At 44.1% G+C, this 19,456-nt stretch carries 15 protein-coding genes; 6 read left to right on the forward strand and 9 right to left on the reverse strand.

What is annotated here, in order from left to right:
- The first annotated feature begins 278 nt into the window (after window positions 1-278).
- Both ACXAGK_RS09620 and ACXAGK_RS09625 read left to right on the forward strand, forming a co-directional pair.
- Window positions 279-812, forward strand: a complete 534-nt coding sequence (locus ACXAGK_RS09620; RefSeq protein ID WP_474807357.1) for an SRPBCC family protein — start codon at window positions 279-281, stop codon at window positions 810-812.
- A gap of 75 nt (window positions 813-887) precedes the next feature.
- Window positions 888-2,042 (forward strand): MFS transporter, encoded by a 1,155-nt coding sequence (locus ACXAGK_RS09625; RefSeq protein WP_474855962.1) that lies wholly within the window; start codon window positions 888-890, stop codon window positions 2,040-2,042.
- Here the strand turns inward: ACXAGK_RS09625 and ACXAGK_RS09630 are convergent.
- From ACXAGK_RS09630 to ACXAGK_RS09660, 7 genes are all read right to left on the reverse strand, one after another.
- Window positions 2,011-3,024: a transposase gene (locus tag ACXAGK_RS09630; protein WP_474855964.1), complete on the reverse strand. Its 1,014-nt coding sequence runs from the start codon at window positions 3,022-3,024 to the stop codon at window positions 2,011-2,013. The genes ACXAGK_RS09625 and ACXAGK_RS09630 overlap by 32 nt on opposite strands.
- 279 nt (window positions 3,025-3,303) lie before the next feature.
- A complete protein-coding gene (locus ACXAGK_RS09635; RefSeq protein WP_474855966.1) occupies window positions 3,304-4,257 on the reverse strand; it encodes a hydroxymethylglutaryl-CoA lyase in 954 nt (317 codons plus the stop codon).
- Complete coding sequence (locus ACXAGK_RS09640) at window positions 4,205-6,211, reverse strand: acetyl/propionyl/methylcrotonyl-CoA carboxylase subunit alpha (RefSeq protein WP_474855968.1); 2,007 nt, start codon at window positions 6,209-6,211, stop codon at window positions 4,205-4,207. Before ACXAGK_RS09640 ends, ACXAGK_RS09635 begins: the two co-directional genes overlap by 53 nt.
- Window positions 6,201-7,001: an enoyl-CoA hydratase/isomerase family protein gene (locus ACXAGK_RS09645; protein ID WP_474855970.1), complete on the reverse strand. Its 801-nt coding sequence runs from the start codon at window positions 6,999-7,001 to the stop codon at window positions 6,201-6,203. Before ACXAGK_RS09645 ends, ACXAGK_RS09640 begins: the two co-directional genes overlap by 11 nt.
- Window positions 7,002-7,012: 11 nt before the next feature.
- A complete protein-coding gene (locus ACXAGK_RS09650) occupies window positions 7,013-8,620 on the reverse strand; it encodes a carboxyl transferase domain-containing protein (protein WP_474855972.1) in 1,608 nt (535 codons plus the stop codon).
- Window positions 8,621-8,873: 253 nt separating this feature from the next.
- On the reverse strand, window positions 8,874-10,043 hold the full coding sequence (locus tag ACXAGK_RS09655; RefSeq protein ID WP_474855974.1) for an isovaleryl-CoA dehydrogenase: 1,170 nt from the start codon (window positions 10,041-10,043) through the stop codon (window positions 8,874-8,876).
- The gene (locus ACXAGK_RS09660; protein ID WP_474855976.1) at window positions 10,040-10,447 is read right to left on the reverse strand and encodes a MerR family transcriptional regulator; all 408 of its coding nucleotides are present in this window, start codon (window positions 10,445-10,447) and stop codon (window positions 10,040-10,042) included. Before ACXAGK_RS09660 ends, ACXAGK_RS09655 begins: the two co-directional genes overlap by 4 nt.
- A gap of 352 nt (window positions 10,448-10,799) precedes the next feature.
- On the opposite strand from ACXAGK_RS09660, the gene ACXAGK_RS09665 reads away from it, so the two are divergent.
- The 4 genes from ACXAGK_RS09665 (at window position 10,800) to ACXAGK_RS09680 (ending at window position 15,991) form a co-directional block, all read left to right on the forward strand.
- Window positions 10,800-11,975: a thiolase family protein gene (locus ACXAGK_RS09665; protein WP_474855978.1), complete on the forward strand. Its 1,176-nt coding sequence runs from the start codon at window positions 10,800-10,802 to the stop codon at window positions 11,973-11,975.
- Between the two features lie 93 nt (window positions 11,976-12,068).
- The gene (locus tag ACXAGK_RS09670; protein WP_474855980.1) at window positions 12,069-13,229 is read left to right on the forward strand and encodes an alpha/beta hydrolase family protein; all 1,161 of its coding nucleotides are present in this window, start codon (window positions 12,069-12,071) and stop codon (window positions 13,227-13,229) included.
- The gene (gene kynU, locus ACXAGK_RS09675; RefSeq protein ID WP_474855982.1) at window positions 13,219-14,454 is read left to right on the forward strand and encodes a kynureninase; all 1,236 of its coding nucleotides are present in this window, start codon (window positions 13,219-13,221) and stop codon (window positions 14,452-14,454) included. Before ACXAGK_RS09670 ends, kynU begins: the two co-directional genes overlap by 11 nt.
- Before the next feature lie 103 nt (window positions 14,455-14,557).
- A complete protein-coding gene (locus tag ACXAGK_RS09680; protein WP_474855984.1) occupies window positions 14,558-15,991 on the forward strand; it encodes a diguanylate cyclase in 1,434 nt (477 codons plus the stop codon).
- Between the two features lie 78 nt (window positions 15,992-16,069).
- On the opposite strand, the gene ACXAGK_RS09685 is transcribed toward ACXAGK_RS09680, so the two are convergent.
- On the reverse strand, window positions 16,070-17,725 hold the full coding sequence (locus ACXAGK_RS09685) for a FapA family protein (protein ID WP_474855986.1): 1,656 nt from the start codon (window positions 17,723-17,725) through the stop codon (window positions 16,070-16,072).
- A 125-nt stretch (window positions 17,726-17,850) separates the two neighbouring features.
- Entirely contained in the window at window positions 17,851-19,281 is a 1,431-nt protein-coding gene (sbcB, locus tag ACXAGK_RS09690) for an exodeoxyribonuclease I (protein WP_474855988.1), read from the reverse strand.
- Window positions 19,282-19,456 lie beyond the last annotated feature (175 nt).

Here is a 19,456-nt window from a genome sequence, read left to right on the forward strand (position 1 = left end):
TATCCACTATCACAAGGGAAAGGCGAAGTAGCCTGTATTAGAAGGATTTAGAAAGACACTCATCTAGCACTACGAATATCTACATATTTAATGAGATATCCAATTAAAATTACGAACACATGAAAGGTACCTGTACGCCGAAAAACCTTTAACTCCGTTAAAAATAGATGGTTGGGTGTCTATCTAACGGTAATTTCGCGAAAGCGTTAAATGCGACACTAAGTGACATTTGTTAATTAGATGTTATATTTGAATAACTGTTTTTTGTGGAGTCTCAGATGGGTGCATTAAAGAAAGTTCTAGTGATGGTTGGTGTTGTAATTCTATTGTTTGTAATTACAAGCTTTTTTATTCCAAATGAATATAGTGTGGAAAGGAAAGTTAGTATAGACGCCGAGCCTTCTGAGATATATCCGTATGTCGTTGATTTAAAAGAATGGCAGAAGTGGGGAGTGTGGTTTAAACGCGATCCAAACATGAAGCTTGATTATTCTGGTCCAGATAGGGCTATTGGGATGCGTTCGGAATGGATGAGTGAAACGGAAGGGAATGGCGAGATGGAAATCACGCAACTAGAGCACAACAAACGCGTTCTCTATCGTTTATATTTTCCTGATTTTGACATGGGCTCATCCGGTGTGGTCGAAATAGAATCTACAGTCGACGGTTCTATAGTAACTTGGAGAGATGAAGGTTCGGTCGACAATAATCCAGTAAATAAATATTTCGCGCTGATGATGGATAGTATGATTGGCCCAGATTTCGAAATGGGGCTTGAAAACCTTAAGGTGCTGGTTGAAAACAACGGTTGATATGCGCAACATTTTGATCTGAAAATATAAAAGTGCCGTAAGCAGTGAATTGGTTTACGGTACGTGGCATTGTCCATGAAAGAAAAAAATCTCCTTATTGCCGGCCTTTCTCTTAATAAGCTTGCCGACCTATTAATATCAGCTAAGACCACATTGACGGCAGTGCTCCTAAGTGTTGGTGCTCCACTTTGGATGGTGGGATGGTTAGTTCCTATCAGAGAATCAGGTGCGCTTCTACCCCAGGTTCTTATCAGCGTTTATCTTCGAAAACACGCGCAGCGGCATATCGTTTGGCGCATTGGTATGGCAATTCAGGCATTTGCTGTACTCGGAATGCTATTTTCGGTCGTGTTCTTCTCTGGTTTCACAGCAGGCGCTTTGCTCCTAACCTCTCTTATATTTCTAAGTTTAGGTCGTTCAGCGTGTTCGTTAACTGTTAAAGATATGGAAGCAGATGTTGCGGCAAAAGGAGAACGCGGCAATTTGATAGGCTTGGCGTCTACTATTTCTGGGGTAGTTACACTAGTAATTTCAATACCTCTGGTTATATTAGATGGCAGCCTTTCTTCAAACGTACTTTTGCTAATTTTAAGTGGAAGCTTAATCTCCTTTGTTTTGACCTTGGTATGTGTGTGGCCCATCAAGACAAGTGTGGACACCGGTAGTGACGAAGAGAAAACGTTTAGTATTAACTTTGACTCTACTGTTTATAAATTTATTTTTGTTAGGGGGCTTTTCGTGCATTCGGCGCTCGTGGCTCCTTATTTCATGATTGAAAAAAATGGTGATGCGCAAGAGTTGCTTCCAGTTTATATAGGTGCTGAGGCTGCAGCTGCACTTTTATCTTCAATTATTTGGGGGAGGCTTGCTGATAAAAGTGCAAAATTAACACTAAGGTTATCTGGTTTGCTGGCATTGTGTTCATGTGGAGGGCTTCTTTACTCGCAGTCCAGCTCTATTGTCACATCGGCATTTCTATTCTTTTTGCTTTCAATTGCTCATACAGGAGTGCGGACAGGGAGAAAAACATATAGTTTAGATGTTAAAGATGGCCATGAGCGAACTGAATTAGTCGGTTTTTCTAACACTGCGATAGGAGTAATTCTATTAGCATTTGGCGCTCTTTACGCTGCGCTAACCCCTGTTTTACCATTTTCAGTAGTCTATATTATGGCAGGAGTACTTTTGGTGGCAGTTGTTATGACTGTAATTCTACCCTCTGAGAAGTAGATTTAAGGTCGAAGCAGAGCGATGCTGCTTTCTGTTTGGCCATCCGCTTTCTATGAGTGCGTTCTTTGAATTTCTGCATGGATGCTGTGTCTCCTGCAGCAAAAGAAAAAGTGTTTTCAAAATCATTGATGACTTTGAGCCAATGAGATTTGCCGAGACCTATTAGCTTTATGTCGTTATTGCTTTCTTGAGTAACGGTTTCTTTATTGCTATCAAGGAGTAACTTAATAGAATCATTAAGAAGCTCACAATAGTTGTTTAGGGTGAAATTTAAGCAAAGGTGATTTTTACTTATCCTTTGACTTTTAAAAGGAATTAGCCCTTTAATCGGTTTGCTATTCAATGCGTTTGAAGCTAGCCTGGTATGTATACTTGTGTGATACGAGTTCTGTATGTTTGTTGCAGCCTTTGCACGAATTGGGTTTAAATCGACATAAGTCATACAGGAAAGTAGAGCCTTTTCAGTTAATAAAGCCTGTGAACGAAAGCGCCCCTCCCAAAATCTACCTGTACAGTTGTCCTCTTTGTTGGCTTTTCTTGCAATAAACTCATTTAAATTCCTCATGAACCAACTGATATCAAAGAGACGTTTTCTATAAACTTCTGCTGTAGCTTGAACTGCATCTAATTCACTATCGCTAAGTAATTCGCCCTTCATGTATTTTTGAGTGAGCAGGGTGCCTTTGTGCATTTTATGCCACTGCTGTAAAACAGTCTGCGTCGGCCAGGAAAGAGCTGCGCTTTTGTTTACGCATAAAACAACATGAACGTGGTTGCTCATGACAGCATAAGCACAAATGTCTATTGAGAAAACTTTACTTAAAAATAGAAGCCTTTTCTCTACCCAAGATTTTCTATGCTCGTAACTAACATTATTATGTCGGTCGTACCCGCAAAGGTAGCTGCGTCTTACGCACCGAGATATACAGTGATAGTAAGGTGTGTCTTGAAGACTGATGAGGGACTTTCTGCTTTGTGCCACTTTGTTCCATCCAGCAAGGTCATATTACTTGAACAGACCTTACCATCTGAGGTGCTGCTCTGTGACCTGAACAAAGGAGCGGTTTTCATGATTGCGCATCAATCACAGTGGAACAGCTTAGCTTACAAAAGCTTACAGAGACATCCATTCTAAGAAAGTTTGAAGACGCATCCATTTTCTTGAAGTTTACAAAGACACCCATCCCAATAATTCTCTTGACGCTTATAATGGGTGTCTTTGTTAGATGTGGTCGTGTGCGCACGCCACAATTACGAAAGGTTATTTGGCCATCAGCGCGTTGGCTGATTTTGATACGGGCGAGCGACCCAATACGTCAGAAATATACGACGAGGCTACAAGCAGCTTATTCATGTCCACTTCTGTGGAAATGTCCATGCCATTCAACATATACAGGACATCTTCTGTTGCGACGTTACCGCTGGCCCCTTTGGCATAAGGGCAACCCCCTAGTCCTGCAACAGCCGAATCTATGGTAGAAACTCCATATCCTAGCGCCGTATACAAATTGACTAATGCCTGCCCATAAGTATCGTGAAAGTGAGCTGCAACTTTGCTGACATCGATCTCTTTTAGTACATCATCAAGCATTAAACTAGTTGATTTTGGAGTGCCCACCCCAATAGTATCCCCTAGTGAAACCTCGTAACACCCCATGTCAATCAGCGCCTTACTGACCTGTGTAACAGCAGTAGGTAAGACTTTACCTTCATAAGGACAGCCCATTACACACGAGACATAACCTCTGACTTTTATTTTATTGTGGTTGGCTAGTTCAAACAGTGCTTCGAAACGCTTTAAGCTTTCGCTAATTGAGCAATTGATATTCTTTTGTGAAAACGACTCAGATGCTGCTCCAAATACAGCAACCTCTTTTACTCCTGATTCTATGGCCGCTTCTAGCCCCTTAAGGTTGGGTGTCAACGCAGAATAACGGATATTCGCCTTTAAATTGAGCGCTTTAATAACCTCACCTGAATTCGCCATTTGAGGCACCCATTTGGGCGACACAAAGCTACCAGCCTCTATACGGTTGAGACCAGTTTCTGATAGAAGCTTTATAAGCTCTACCTTTTGTTCGACACTTAAAGTCTGTTTTTCATTCTGAAGGCCGTCTCTAGGGCCGACTTCGACAATACTTACTTCTTTAGGAAACGTCACATTAAACCTCGGTTGCTTCTTCAGTCGAAAACGCCAATAGCGTGGCCCCACCATCCACTAATTCACCTGGGTTGAAGAAGAACTCTTCTACTGAGCCGTTGTGTGGCGCAATAATACTGTGCTCCATCTTCATCGCCTCCATGACTAAAATTGGAGCACCTTTCTTAACCTGCTGACCTTTCTCAACTAAATGCGCGACTATTGTTCCATTCATAGGAGCACTTAAATTGGCATCATCACCATCACTGTTATCATCACCTAACGAGGGCGAAACTACACTAAACTTAGCATGGGTGTCTTTGTTAAAAAGAGTAAACCCCCCATCATTGTCTGAAAACGAAAAAGTTGATTTGTATCCATTGATTGTCGCTTTCAGCGTGTTATCTATGATTTTGCCACTTACTTCGAAGCTTTCGTTAGCTACCGTTAGGTCCCAGACAGGCCGATTCCCGTGTAGTTGATGTTTTACCTCAACACCGACCTCTTCTTGGCCGCAAAGCAACGTTAGAGTTTCTTGGTGATTTCCATTAGACCGCCACGCATCTGCAGTGGACCATACTTCAGGTGTGCGATTACTCAAGGTAACTTTTCTACTTACTAGGGAAAGTAATGCCATTGCTGGGATATTAGAATGGGTGTCTTCGCTAGCTACATGGTTAAACAACGAATCGTTATGCTTTTCAACGAATGTAGTTGTCAACTCAGCAGCACCGAATGCAGGATGGGTAGCGACGCGCTTTAGGAAGTCAATATTAGTGCTTACACCGTCAATATAGTAGTCGCCCAGCGCACTAATTAGGCGCTTGAGGGCTATCTCACGGTTCTCTCCCCAAACTACGAGCTTGGCAATCATAGGGTCGTAAAATACGCTTACCTCGTCTCCTTCAACGACACCAGTATCAACGCGAACTACGTCATTTTCTTTTGGTGTGCGCAACAAGCACAGCGTGCCGGTGGAAGGTAGAAACTCGTTGTTCGGATCTTCAGCATAAATACGTGCTTCGAATGCGTGTCCTGTTAGCGTGAGTTCCTTTTGTTGCTTAGGAAGCGGTTTGCCTTCAGCAATAGTTAATTGCCAGTGAACCAAATCCTCACGGGTGATCATTTCTGTCACTGGATGTTCTACTTGCAAGCGTGTGTTCATTTCCATGAAGTAGAATGAATCGTCTTCATCAAGTAAAAACTCAACTGTTCCCGCACCTACGTAGTTAATGGCTTTGGCTGCCAGTAACGCTGCTTCACCCATTTTCTCTCTTACTGACTGAGACATATTGGGAGCAGGAGCTTCTTCAATAATCTTTTGGTGACGGCGTTGAACCGAGCAATCACGCTCGAAAAGATATACACCGTTACCATGGGTGTCACAGAAAACTTGTATTTCAACATGACGAGGGCGCGTAAGGTACTTTTCAACCAGCATGTGGTCGTCGCCAAAGCTGGCCATAGATTCACGTTTAGCGGCGTTTAAAGCCTGAGAAAACTCTTTCTCGCTCCACACTTGGCGCATGCCTTTACCGCCGCCACCAGCTGCGGCTTTTAAAAGCACCGGGTAGCCCATCTCATCGGCAGCGCCTTTCAACACCGCTTCACTTTGTTCGTCGCCATGATAGCCTGGAACCAATGGAACGCCTGCTTTTTCCATGATGTGCTTCGCGGCAGATTTCGAACCCATCGCTTCTATTGCAGATGCGGGTGGACCTACAAAGATAATATTGTTTTCTGCGCACAGATTTGCAAATTCAGCATTTTCAGACAGAAAGCCGTAACCTGGGTGAATAGCATCCACGCCAAGTTCTTTCGATTTCTCAATGATGAGTTCACCACGTAGGTAACTTTCTTTTGACGGAGATGGCCCTAAATAAACTGCTTCGTCAGCCATTTGTACATGAAGTGCATTCTCATCGGCGTCTGAATAAACAGCTACGGTTTTAATACCTTGTGCGTTGGCTGTCTTTATAACGCGGCAGGCTATTTCGCCACGATTTGCAATTAGTAATTTATTTATCATTTTGTACCTCCACCCATGACGCACTGCGCTTTTCTAAAAAAGCTGACAAACCTTCTTGGCCTTCATCAGAAGTCCTAACTTGTGCAATAAGTTTGCTCGTTTTTGCGAGAAGGGCATCATCAATGTCTTGCGTAGACACCCATTGCACCAAGCCTTTTGCTTTCGCCACTGCTTGGGGGCCATTTTTCAATATGTTTGATAAAATATCGTTGATAGTGCTATCTAGCTCATCTTCAGTAACTGATTCGCTCAATAGACCTAGTCTTCGTGCTCTACGCGCAGAAAACACTTCAGCGGTTTGAAAGTAGCGTCGGCATACACGTGCCCCCATTGCCTCAACAACGTAAGGGCTGATCGTCGCTGGAATAAGGCCTATTTTAACTTCGCTTAAGCAAAACTTGCTGAGCTTACTTCCAATAGCAATATCGCAACAGGCAATTAAACCTACTGCGCCTCCGAAAGCTGCGCCTTGTACTCTAGCTATTGTGGGCTTTGGCATTTTATAAAGCGTCTGTAGCATGGTTGCTAATGCAAGAGCGTCACTTTCATTTTGTGCTTCGGTATAACTGGCCATTTTTTTCATCCAGTTAAGATCGGCGCCTGCGCTAAAACTCTTACCTTCAGCTCTTAAAATAAGGGCGCGTACGTTCTCGTCTTCGCCCGCTTTTTTAAACAAACGAGTCAGCTCGATTATCATTTCATCGTTGAAGGCATTGTGTTTATCGGCCCTGTTTAAGGTGACAGTGGCAATGTTTTTATCATCTACGCTGTAAATAACTGATTGTTCCATAACCCGAACTCCTACATTCTAAATATGCCAAAATGAGTGTCTTCGATAGGCTTGTTGAGGGTCGCTGACAGCGATAGCCCAAGCACTAATCGCGTATCCGCCGGGTCAATAACGCCATCGTCCCAAAGCCTTGCAGATGCATAGTATGGATGTCCTTGCTTTTCGTAGGTATCAATAACGGGTTGTTTAAATGCTTTTTCTTCTTCTGCGCTCCAAGATTCGCCAGAACGCTCTTTTTGGTCGCGTTTTACTTGAGCTAAAACGCCAGCCGCTTGCTCACCGCCCATTACAGAGATGCGAGCATTTGGCCACATGAAAAGAAAACGTGGGTCATAGGCTCTGCCGCACATGCCGTAGTTACCTGCACCAAAGCTTCCGCCGATAAGCACAGTGAGTTTTGGTACATTAGCGCACGCTACCGCGGTTACCATTTTGGCACCGTGTTTTGCAATTCCACCGTGCTCGTATTGCTTGCCAACCATAAAGCCGGTGATGTTTTGCAAAAATACGAGGGGGATTTTCCGCATGGCGCAAAGCTCGACAAAATGAGCGCCTTTGAGCGCACTTTCACCGAAAAGTATGCCGTTGTTCGCAACAATGCCGACAGGGAAACCGAATATGCGTGCAAACCCACAAACAAGGGTAGTGCCATAAAGGGGTTTGAATTCATCAAAATCTGAATCATCAACGATTCGAGCAATAATTTCCCTCACGTCGTAAGTCTGGCGACTATCGGCAGGCACGATGCCATATATCTCTTTTGTGTCGTAGCGTGGAGGTTTTATCTCGGCCACGTCTAGGTTTTGAGGTTTCTTCCGGTTTAACCTTGAGATAGCATTTCGGGCTAGAGAAAGTGCATGATGGTCATTGTTGGCTAACTGATCAGCAACCCCTGAAATTCTAGTGTGGACGTCTCCGCCACCAAGTGCTTCTGCAGTTACCACTTCACCTGTCGCTGCTTTAACAAGTGGTGGCCCACCTAAGAAAATAGTCGCCTGTTCTTTAACGATAATACTTTCATCAGCCATAGCAGGAACATAAGCGCCGCCTGCTGTACAGGAGCCCATAACGACCGCAATTTGAGGAATATTCTTTGCAGACATATTCGCCTGGTTGAAGAAAATGCGGCCGAAATGATCTCTGTCTGGGAATACGTCATCTTGGCGAGGTAAGTTAGCACCACCTGAATCCACTAGATAGATACAAGGTAAGTTATTCTGTTCTGCAATTGTTTGTGCTCTAAGGTGCTTTTTAACGGTTAGAGGGTAGTAAGTACCGCCTTTCACAGTAGCATCATTAGCTACAATCATGCACTCGATGCCAGCAACAATTCCTATGCCCGCAACAACTCCTGCACAGGGAACATAATCGTCATACACTTCCCATGCGGCCAACTGGCCTATTTCTAGAAAAGGTGTGTCTGGGTCAATCAGTGCATTGATTCGGTCACGAGGTAGAAGTTTTCCCCGTGACACGTGGCGTTCAGCCGCTTTCTCACCGCCACCTTTGCAAATTTGTTCTATTTTTTCGACAAGATCATTTACCTGAGCCTGCATATTCTCGGTGTTTGCGATAAATGTTTCGGACTTCGTATTTATACTTGAGCGAAGAACGGGCATAACCCCTCCTTGTGTTGGGCATAGGCGATCGTTGTCGCTTAGCCACTAGTTAGCATGACGATTAGCAAGACACCCATGCCAAGCATTTTCGTTGCGATGGGTGTCTTTGTAATTCATTGGCCTGTAAATAAAGTTCAGCTTTCGTAAATGTCCTAATAAATCTTAGGGTGGGTGTCTTGCTAATTTCTATAAAACAAACAGCGTTTAATCTTTCTTTGTTCAGTAGAATTTGCCTTCCACCCGTAATCCCCATTTACTTCGATTCGTTGAATAGCTCGCGGCCTATTAGCATACGGCGGATTTCAGACGTTCCCGCGCCAATTTCGTATAGCTTGGCATCACGTAATAGGCGCCCCGTCGGGTATTCGTTGATATAACCGTTACCGCCAAGCAGCTGAATGGCATCTAATGCCATTTTTGTGGCGAGTTCTGCTGAGTATAGAATCGCGCCAGCCGCATCTTTGCGCGTTGTCTCACCGCGATCGCATGACTGTGCAACGGTGTAAACATACGCGCGCGCAGCATTCATTTGCGTGTACATATCAGCGACTTTGCCCTGTACCAGTTGGAATTGACCAATTGATTGACCAAACTGCTGGCGGTCGTGAATATAAGGAACAACAATATCCATACATGATTGCATAATGCCGAGTGGGCCGCCGGATAAAACAAGACGTTCGTAATCTAAGCCGCTCATTAGTACACGAACGCCTTCGCCTTCTTTGCCAAGAATATTTTCGGCAGGTACTTCGCAATCTTCGAACACTAACTCGCAAGTGTTAGACGAGCGCATACCAAGTTTGTCTAGTTTCTGTGCGCGGCTGAAGCCAGGAAAATCGCGCTCTACGATAAACGCTGTGATCCCTCTCGGCCCCGCGTTAGGGTCAGTCTTAGCGTAGATAACAAAAGTATGTGCATCAGGACCGTTTGTAATCCATATTTTGTTACCGTTGAGAATGTACTTGTCGCCGCGCTTTTCAGCTTTTAATTTCATACTAACGACGTCAGAACCTGCGTTAGGCTCACTCATTGCTAACGCGCCGATGTGTTCACCGTTTACTAGCTTAGGCAAGTACTTTTCACGCTGAGCGTCGTTACCGTTTTTGAAAATTTGATTAACGCATAGGTTTGAGTGTGCGCCGTAGCTCAATCCGATACCACCTGAAGCGCGGCTAACCTCTTCCATAGCAATAGTGTGGGCGAGATAGCCCATGTCAGAACCACCGTACTGCTCTGAAACAGTTACACCCAATAAACCCATATCACCAAGCTTAGTCCACAGTTGATTTGGGAATTGGTTATCTGCGTCTGCTTGTTCAGCAAGAGGAGCAATCTCATTTTGTGCAAATTGGTAGACCTGGTCACGTAACATCTCGATGTCTTCACCAAGTCCAAAATTCAAAGTAGGGTAGGAGGTGTTCATGCGATATTTCCTCGTTTCAATTCTGCGAGTTCTTCACGGCAACGTGCTTCAACATCATCCAGCTCTGTCATTAACATCTGGATATCTTCTAATTGTTGTTTAAGCACTGCTCTTTTTTGCTCAGTCATTTCAAGCATGGCTTCTAGCTGAATGGCCGAGTTGGGGTTAGTGTCGTACATGTCGAACAGTGCTTTGACTTCAGCAAGGGAAAAACCTAAGCGTTTTCCGCGCAAGATAAGCTTTAAGCGCACTCTGTCTTTGTTTAAATAAACACGATTCTGCCCAGTTCTGGACGGGGACATTAGCCCTTGCTCTTCATAAAAACGAATTGAACGAGGAGTAATGTCAAACTCTCGCGCGAGTTCACCTATTGCATATGTTGTTTCGTCTTCGTACTTGCTCATTACATGTACCTTGTTTTTAGCGCTGTTTAACACCCTTTTTCTTAGCGTGGGTGTCTTTGTAATTAATTTCTCTGTAGTAGGTTGGGTGTCTTCGCAATCGCACTATTGTTTTAAAGCAGCATATTTTTCATACCACTATATTAAAACGTAGTGTTTGGTTGACACATACTTAGTACAGGTTTACGTTAACGTTAATTACATTTTACGTTAAGGTAAAGTAACATTTTGCTAACGTCAATTTTTCATGGTGAAGGTAAAGCATAGTCGCTATTAGAGGTGTTTACTTTTGTATACATCTGTGTGGCGTTCTTCACTTAACTATCTAATTTAAAGGAATTTTAAGGGCACAGTTATGAGTAAAGATTCAGTAGTTATTGTCGCGGCTAAACGCACACCAATGGGTGGGTTCAACGGTAATTTGTCTTCGCTTACTGCGACCAAACTGGGAGAAGTTGCGATTAAAGCAGCCTGTGAAGAGATGGATGTCTCTGCAATTGATGAAGTCATTATGGGGTGTGTATTACCTGCTGGTCTAGGTCAATCACCTGCACGACAAGCATCACTGGGAGCGGGGCTTCCCTTAAGCGCCGGAGTAACAACCATTAATAAAGTATGTGGCTCTGGCTTAAAAGCGGTAATGATGGCGCATGACTTAATCAAAGCAGGCAGTGCGACAGCAGTTGTAGCGGGTGGAATGGAGAGCATGAGTAATGCACCATACATGCTTCCTAAAGCAAGAACGGGTTATCGCATGGGTCATGGTCAAGTGCTGGATCACATGATGCTTGATGGGCTAGAAAATGCTTATGATGGCAAAGCAATGGGATGCTTCGCGCAAGATACGGCCGATGAGGAAAATATATCTCGCGGAGAAATGGATGAATTTGCACTAAGCTCGCTTTCAAAAGCACATGAAGCAATAAATAGCGGTACATTCGTTGATGAAATAGTGCCTGTAACAATTTCGTCTAGAAAGGGCGACACCGTGGTCGATACCGATGAAGGCCCAGGTTCAGCACGTCCTGAGAAAATACCAACTTTAAGGCCTGCTTTCAAAAAAGACGGTACGGTCACTGCGGCGAACTCAAGCTCAATCTCCGATGGTGCTGCAGCACTGGTTGTTATGAGTGAGAGTAAAGCGAAAGAGCTTGGTCTAGCGCCACTGGCACGTGTAGTAGCTCACGCTACAAATTCTATTGAACCTGAAAACTTTACTGTGGCACCTGTAGGGGCAATGGAAAAAGTGTTGGATAAAGCAGGCTGGACAAAAGAAGAAGTTGATTTGTTTGAGATTAATGAAGCTTTTGCAATGGTAACTATGCTGGCAGTCAAGAAACTTGGGCTTGATGAAAGTAAAGTGAACGTGAAAGGTGGTGCATGTGCATTGGGCCACCCAATCGGTGCATCAGGCGCACGTATTTTGGTAACTCTGCTGCATGCGCTTAAGCAACGTGGCGGGAAAAAAGGTATTGCTTCCTTATGTATTGGTGGCGGTGAAGGCGTAGCATTGGCTGTTGAAATGATCTAAACAAAGACCGGCGATAAGATGTCAAAAAATTAATCATAGAGTGCCACCATTTACTTGGTACTCTATGATTTAATTGAAATAAAAACTATCAATATGAAATCTTCTATCAAAGCTTCCTATCCAATTACATTAGCTGTGTTAGCGACACTCTTGTCCGCGGTAAATACTCAAGCGTCTTCACTTCCGAATGAGGGTAGTGTTGTAAATAACAACGTAACTTACGATGACACCCATGCGAGTGAACGACATTTAGCATCTAATGCCGCTTCGAGGGTGCCTTCGAATGACACCCATGCTAACTCGAAGTTTCATGCAGACCCGCAAGAGTTATTGTTTACGTTGGGTGTCACCCAAACAACACCGAATTACAAAGACACCCACGATAATGTACAGAATCTTTCCCCGAAAAACGCTTCGGATGACACCCATGCAAATATTGATGTAAACGCCCATACGAATGAAATACCTCGCACACTGACCCAAGTGCCATATTCTGCGTTGGGTGTCTTGCCAACGTCAGAGCATGACAGCCAATTCAGCTATGGGAGTGACCCACTTCAGACTGTGTATGTTTGGCATGGCCGCGGTGGTGATGAAAATGAGTTTGCTGGGGACGCCGTTATCTTCGTTCATGGTGGGTGTTGGCTCAACGCATACGGCTATGACCATGCTAAAGGGTTTTATCATGCCCTGGCAGAGCTAGGGATGGGTGTCTATGCAATGGAGTATCGGCGAGTAGGCGATGAAGGCGGTGGCTGGCCCGGTAGTTTGGAAGATGTAACAAGTGCTGTGAAAGCATCTATCGAGAATATTGAAGCTGCAGGCGATAGTGGCAACATATATTTGGTAGGGCACTCGGCAGGCGGGCACCTTGGCTTACTTGCCGCACAGCAACTATCGAGTAGCGATGTAGGTACAGGCATTAAACAAGTAATAGGCCTTGCCGCTATAACGAATGTGCAAAGTTATGCCCTTGGTGAAAATAGCTGTCAGACAGCCACGCCACAGTTTATGGGTGGCATGCCAGCTGAAAACGAACGTGAATACCAAATGGCTACGCCAGACGCAGCTAAAATCAAGCCCTCGGTAATACTAATGCAAGGCAACGAAGATAGTATTGTACCCGAACACCACGCTACAATGCCCGGCGCAAAAAATAGAATAATAACAAACGGTGGTCATTTCGACTGGCTACATCCAGAATCTACGTCCTTTGATGCTTTACTTGAGGTTATGAGTCAACATGATGAATAAGGTTTTTTCTGCTGAGCAACTTGATAAAAAAGATCCGCTTTTTAGCAAGGCGGGCGAATTCTCGTTGCCAAACAATACTATCTATCTTGACGGTAACTCTCTTGGCCCCTTACCCAAGAAAGCGGAAGAGCGCGCCAGTGAGGTAGTAAAAAATCAGTGGGGTGAGGGCCTTATCACAAGCTGGAATAAGCATCACTGGATTTCATTACCACAGCAGGTGGGCGATAAAATTGGTACCATTATCGGCGCAAAGCAAGGCCAAGTAATATGCTGCGACTCGATATCAATCAATTTGTTTAAGGTGCTTAGTGCTGCCTTAAAAATGCACCCTGAAAGAAAAGTCATCGCCACAACAAGAAACAATTTCCCCACCGATATTTATATGGTTCAAGGTTTGCTCGATTTACTCGGCACTGAATACAGCATTCGGTACGTAGATGAAAACAGTGTTGGTGCTCTACTAGACGAAGATATCGCTGTTCTCATGCTGACGCAGGTAAACTTCAGAAGTGGTTTAAAGCTTGATATTAAGAGTATTACTGAGCAGGCGCATAATAAAGGAATACTTACGCTGTGGGACTTGGCACACAGTGCGGGCGCGTTTCCCGTAGCCCTAGATGAGTGCAATGTAGATTTCGCCGTGGGTTGTACCTATAAATATTTAAATGGCGGCCCAGGTGCTCCTGCATTTATTTATGTTGCCCGACGACATCAAGACGCTTATAAACAGCCTTTATCAGGTTGGATGGGCCATAGCTCGCCATTTTCATTTTCTCCCGACTACACCGCTGATACCTCAATAAAACAAAACTTGTGCGGTACGCCAGGCATTATTGGCATGAGCATTCTAGATGCTGCCCTTGACGTGTTCGAAGGCGTTTCGATTAAAGCCATTGATGAAAAATCTAAAAAACTGCAAGCCTATTTTATCGCTGAAGCTAAAAGGGCTGGGTTATTAGACGAGCTTAAGGTGGTAAGCCCTTCGCTAGATAATCGAGGTAGCCAGATCGCTTTCGCTCACGATGATGCTTATGCTATCTGCCAAGCGTGGATAGCAGAAGGCGTCATCGCCGATTTTCGTGCACCGAATATACTTCGTGTTGGCTTTGCGCCACTGTATTTAAGTTTTGCTGATGTCGAAAAAGCGGTAACGGCGTTGGCTGCTATCATAAGTGAAAAGCGCTATGATCGGGAAGAATTCAAGCAACAGCAGAGTGTCACATAGCTAAATAGTGACTAAATAGTCGAATTTATTGCATTTTTTGTGTTTAACCTTAATACTTCGCGGTTGACTTGTTATTGATGTAACTATTCTTTTGGGTGTGCAGTTGAGAAAAATAAGAAAAGGCCTGCTTTGCACAGTGTTGTTTGTAGGAGCCGCTTTTAGCGCGTTTTTGCAAGCTGCACCGGAGCAACCATTAGCATCTCAAAATTCAATTGAAGTAACCTATTGTATCGACCCTAACTGGGCGCCTTATGAAGCGATAAGAAATGGCATCCACGTAGGTATTTCAGCCCAGTACATGCAGCTTATTGCTGAACTCAGCGATCTTAAGTTTAAGCTTGTTTCTACACAGAGCTGGCAGGAAAGCCTAGAGTTTGTTCAACAAGGCAAATGCCAAGTCATCCCCATGATGAACACCTCTGATTATCGCAAGCAGTTTTTAGACTTTAGTGTGCCGTATTTTGAGGCGCCAAATGTATTGGTGGCCCGGACGGGAACGCCTATGCTTCAGGGCTATTCAGGTATTGGCAATCGTACGGTAGGTATTGTGCAGGGTTACCGCCAAGTCGAATATATTTCACGTCATTACCCTGGATTGCGTCTAAAACTCATCCCGTCCGAGGAAGAGGGCCTTAAGCAACTCGCAAATGGTGAATTTGACGTAATGGTAGGTTCACTAATGAGTGTGAATATGCACATTAATAACCTTGAACTCGAAGATTTACACATTGTTGGTTACGCTGAACCCTTTGACTCTCTCGCATTTGGCGTTAATAAGTCGTTCGGTCATTTAATCGATAAGCTTAATGTCGCAATAGAGCGAATTCCAGAGACAAAGAAAGTAGAAATCTATAAGCAATGGAACAACGTGCAAATACGTTACAGCCGCAACTATACTGCGATGATATTAAGTTCAGCGATTGTATTATTGGGCTTGTTGTGGCTAATTTCGAGAAACCGCCATGTGGGTGGCTACAAGCGCATAATCCAACAAAAAAATGAAGAAATAAGTGCGCTTCAAGCCACGTTGTTAGAGAAAAACAAAACATTAGGTTTTCTTTCGGCTCACGATACGATCACCGGTCTATATAATCGTAATCACATGATACAGCGGGCGGAAGAAGAGATATCGCGCTTTCATCGATTTCATACTACCGCTACATTAATCGCCATCGATTTAACGCCTGTTGATGAAGAGCTATTTTCTCACGACCCTTCTATTCGAGAAGAGGTGTTAAAGACCGCAGCTCAAAACTGCCTTAATACTGTACGAGAGGTTGATGTTGTTTCAAGGTTCACTGGGGAGCAGTTCGTCGTACTTTGTCCACAGACCCAGTTAGACTCAGCAAAAATTCTTGCAGATAGGTTGTTAGAGTGCATGGATACTCATTATCTTCTAAGTGACAAATATAAAACTGCGATTGGTATGGCCGAATTGCGAGACTCAGAAGAGTTCCCAGATTGGCTTGAACGCACTATAAAGGCACTTTATCAGTCTAAGCGGCAAGGCTACGGCAATGTGACCATTGCTCAGTAAAATTGGATTATCCTGCAGCTAAATAAAAAGGCAGATGTGCGAAGCCTGAAATGCCGGCTTCGCTAGCCTAAACATCATCTAAATAATTGGCTCATAATGCCATTGGTGCGAGTCGTAGTGAATTTGAGCGCGATCGTATTCTCTCTCAGAACGCCAGTTTCTATTATTTAATTTAGCAGATACGCCCGGATAGAGCCTTTTATTTGCAATAAGTTTTATATCTGTTTGATAGTTTTCTTTTGCGGCTTTAACGTCGTTAGCTTTATTCTCTAACCACTCTAGAAGGGCGCTTTCGTTGTTAAAAAGCTCAAGCGCTTCCGCTGCCTTGCGCTGCAGCTCTTTAGGAATCTTTTTACCCTGAATAAGGTCGATTTTTTCTTTGTGCTTTAGGTTATTTTCGCGAATCTGCCTTAATAACTCATCAAGAGAATCTTTGCGCTCTAGCAGCTGATTAAAACCAGGGCTGAAATCAACTTTTAACGTACTTCCAGAAACAGCGCCGAGTGTTCCCGCTTCAACCCTATCTTGACTGATTATGTCACACGCAAACAAATTGCCCATTGGTTTATCAATTTGCCCAACGATTACCGCACCACCGCAGCGCAGACGACTGTATGCAAGCTGTCTACCGACAGTTATATTCCCAGCGCACTGGATATCGATGCCTTGGCCATGCTGTACGTGAATACTTCCTGCGGCAACGAGTTTGCATTGGTAGTCACCTTGCTTATCGTTTACCTTGCCCATTGCACCTTCAGTGATAATGATGTCGCCGCCCGACTCAATGTAAGCCGACTCTACGAAACCGTTAATAGTAACGTCTCCGGCCGCCTTAATTTGCATTTTCTCGGTAACATCGCCGTTGACTAATACAGCACCTTCATAATTTACATGCCCTGACCCAACGTTAACGCCATTACAAATAAAGGTATCATCTATATTCATAATTTGGTCACGGTATTTAGGCATCCCTGAAATGGATGACATTAATAGGTTTGCGTCGCTATCAGACACCACCGTTCCTGTACCCATTTTAAAGTCCACCCATTCACCAGGGGCGGCAGAGATTGTGTTTCCTTTCACGTCAAAGCCAGAACGACCTTTTGTAGGTGGAGTACGGCGCAGAACAGGCGTGTTTATTTTCACGCATATCACTTCGCCTAAGTTGCGCATGTCAACGCGTTCACCTTCGTTCGTTTGCGGTCTTAGTATTCGTTCAAGTGCGTTCGGAACAAGGGGAATAAATTTGGAGTTTTTTCCATTTCGGGCAGGAAGCCCTTTAGCTATGGTTTCCTCTAATACAGTGCCAGGCGCCGCATTTCTTGCGGCTTTTAGCATGGCGTCTATTTTTTTAGTGCTAACGCCTCGAATCACTCTATTTTTGACCGCTAATGATTTAACGGTCGCAAGGGATGGGAGTTTACCGCCATAGGGGGTAGTGAGGACCAAATTCGCAATCATGCCGTCTTCAGGTACCCGAAATTCAACTTCGGCGTTTTTGCGTTCGCCAATGCGTTCTTGAACCACAGTACCATCACCTGTTTTAAAGTAATGGTTGGCCGTTTCACAGGCTGATTTTAACGCTTTTTCTGACACATACAGACGCTTGGTTTCGCCACTTTCCAACTGCTGTCTAACATCACGAATATCCACCTCTGATGTAAATTCAGAAGGATTGAGCATAATGTTTATATAGGTTCTTGATTTGTCGAAGCTTATTGTAACGCCATTCATGACTACTTATTCCCTTACGCGCGTGTATTGTTATTATCGGCGGAGGTCATCAATTCCTTGACTACGTTTTATCCTTTACCGCCTTAGTTCAACTATCATTAATTTATGATGTTATAAAACCTCCGTCAAAGGTTTTTAGCATACTGATACAGGGCGCGCAGTATGGCCTGCTTGTCGGGGTTGTCGCTGTGCTCGTGAGCTAACGCTTCAAGCCGCATCATGTAATTTTCTAGTGTAATCGAGCCGCCAAATGCGGAGTCTGTTAGTCGAGCCTGACGGTGATACTGCCATTTCGTCATCTCATCAGCGGTAAGTGTATTAGGGTAGTTGCGCGCACGATAACGAAACAGTTGTTTGCGCAATCTTTCATGCTGTGTTTCATCGGCCAAGGTGGCAAGGTCGTCAGGGGCTGCATCAATAACACGCTCACACCAACGTCTATCTTCGTCATTTAAGAAACCACCGCTATACAAGGCATGGTCTACGTCATGCTCTTTACTTTCACGTTCTTCATCATATACGCCCACAAGTTTAGCCGCGAGTTCGTTAGTGCTTGCGAGTGTTTTGTAATTGTCTAGGCAACGTTCGCGATCAAGACCTAACCTAGCGGCGTTTTCCTCAGTCATTGCTTTGGCTGTGGTAATAAAAGGGGAGCGATTAATGTGGATAAGTTTAAGACCAGGTCTTTCTTTTGTATCTGAATACGTATCCGCTGGCGCGTAAAGCGCCTGTCTTATTTCTTCGGCTGAGTCGTTTACCACGCTGTCTATATCATGGGATAAATCTATCGCTATAAACGCATTCGAATTGGTTGGATGTTTAGCAATTGGCATTACCCATGTGCAACACCCCTGAGAGGCAGGCAATTTAGAAGATATATGCAAAAGTACCGAAGGTTTGCTTAGGTCAATTTGCTGCATAACCGTATGTTTATTGCGAAGCGACAATGCATACTCAAATAAACGAGGCTGCTTTTCTTTAATAAGCTTTGCCAAAGCAATGGTTGCGTAGACATCGCTAAGCGCATCGTGTGCATTTTCGTGACCAATGTTATTAGCTGCAGTGAGCGATTCTAATTTGAAGCTAGGCGTACCATCTTCTCGTTCTGGCCAATTGATTCCTTCCGGTCTAAGCGCATAACACGCTCTTGCTACATCAATAATATCCCAGCGACTATTCCCGTTTCGCCACTCCCGTGAATAGGGGTCGTAAAAATTACGGTAAAACAAATAGCGCGACACTTCATCGTCAAAGCGAATACTATTAAATCCTACACTACAGGTGTTTGGGGTAGACATCTCTTGGTAAATTCGCGCTGCAAAATCTGCCTCGTTTGACCCATCTCTTATGGTTTGCTGTGGCGTAATGCCGGTAACCAAGCATGCCTCTGGGTGAGGCAGATAATCATTAGCAATGGCGCTCATAATGTTGATGGGTTTTCCAACAACATTTAAATCCATATCTGTTCTGACCGCGGCAAATTGGCAGGGGAGATCTTTTTGTGGGCTGGTGCCAAATGTTTCAAAATCGTGCCACAAAAATGTAGGTGCGTGCATAACCACCATTGCTTATTAGTAAAACCTTGCACGCAGTGTACACCGCGATAATTTTAATACCAAATGCTGTTGGTTTTATACCCAATAATTCAGACATTCGAAAGGCTAGAGTGACGTTGTAACTTACGGTTTTATCGTTTGTTTTTATATAAAAATTTTAGACTGTAAACTTGCG

It is taken from the genome of Alteromonas sp. ABM1_013, from assembly GCF_056160505.1.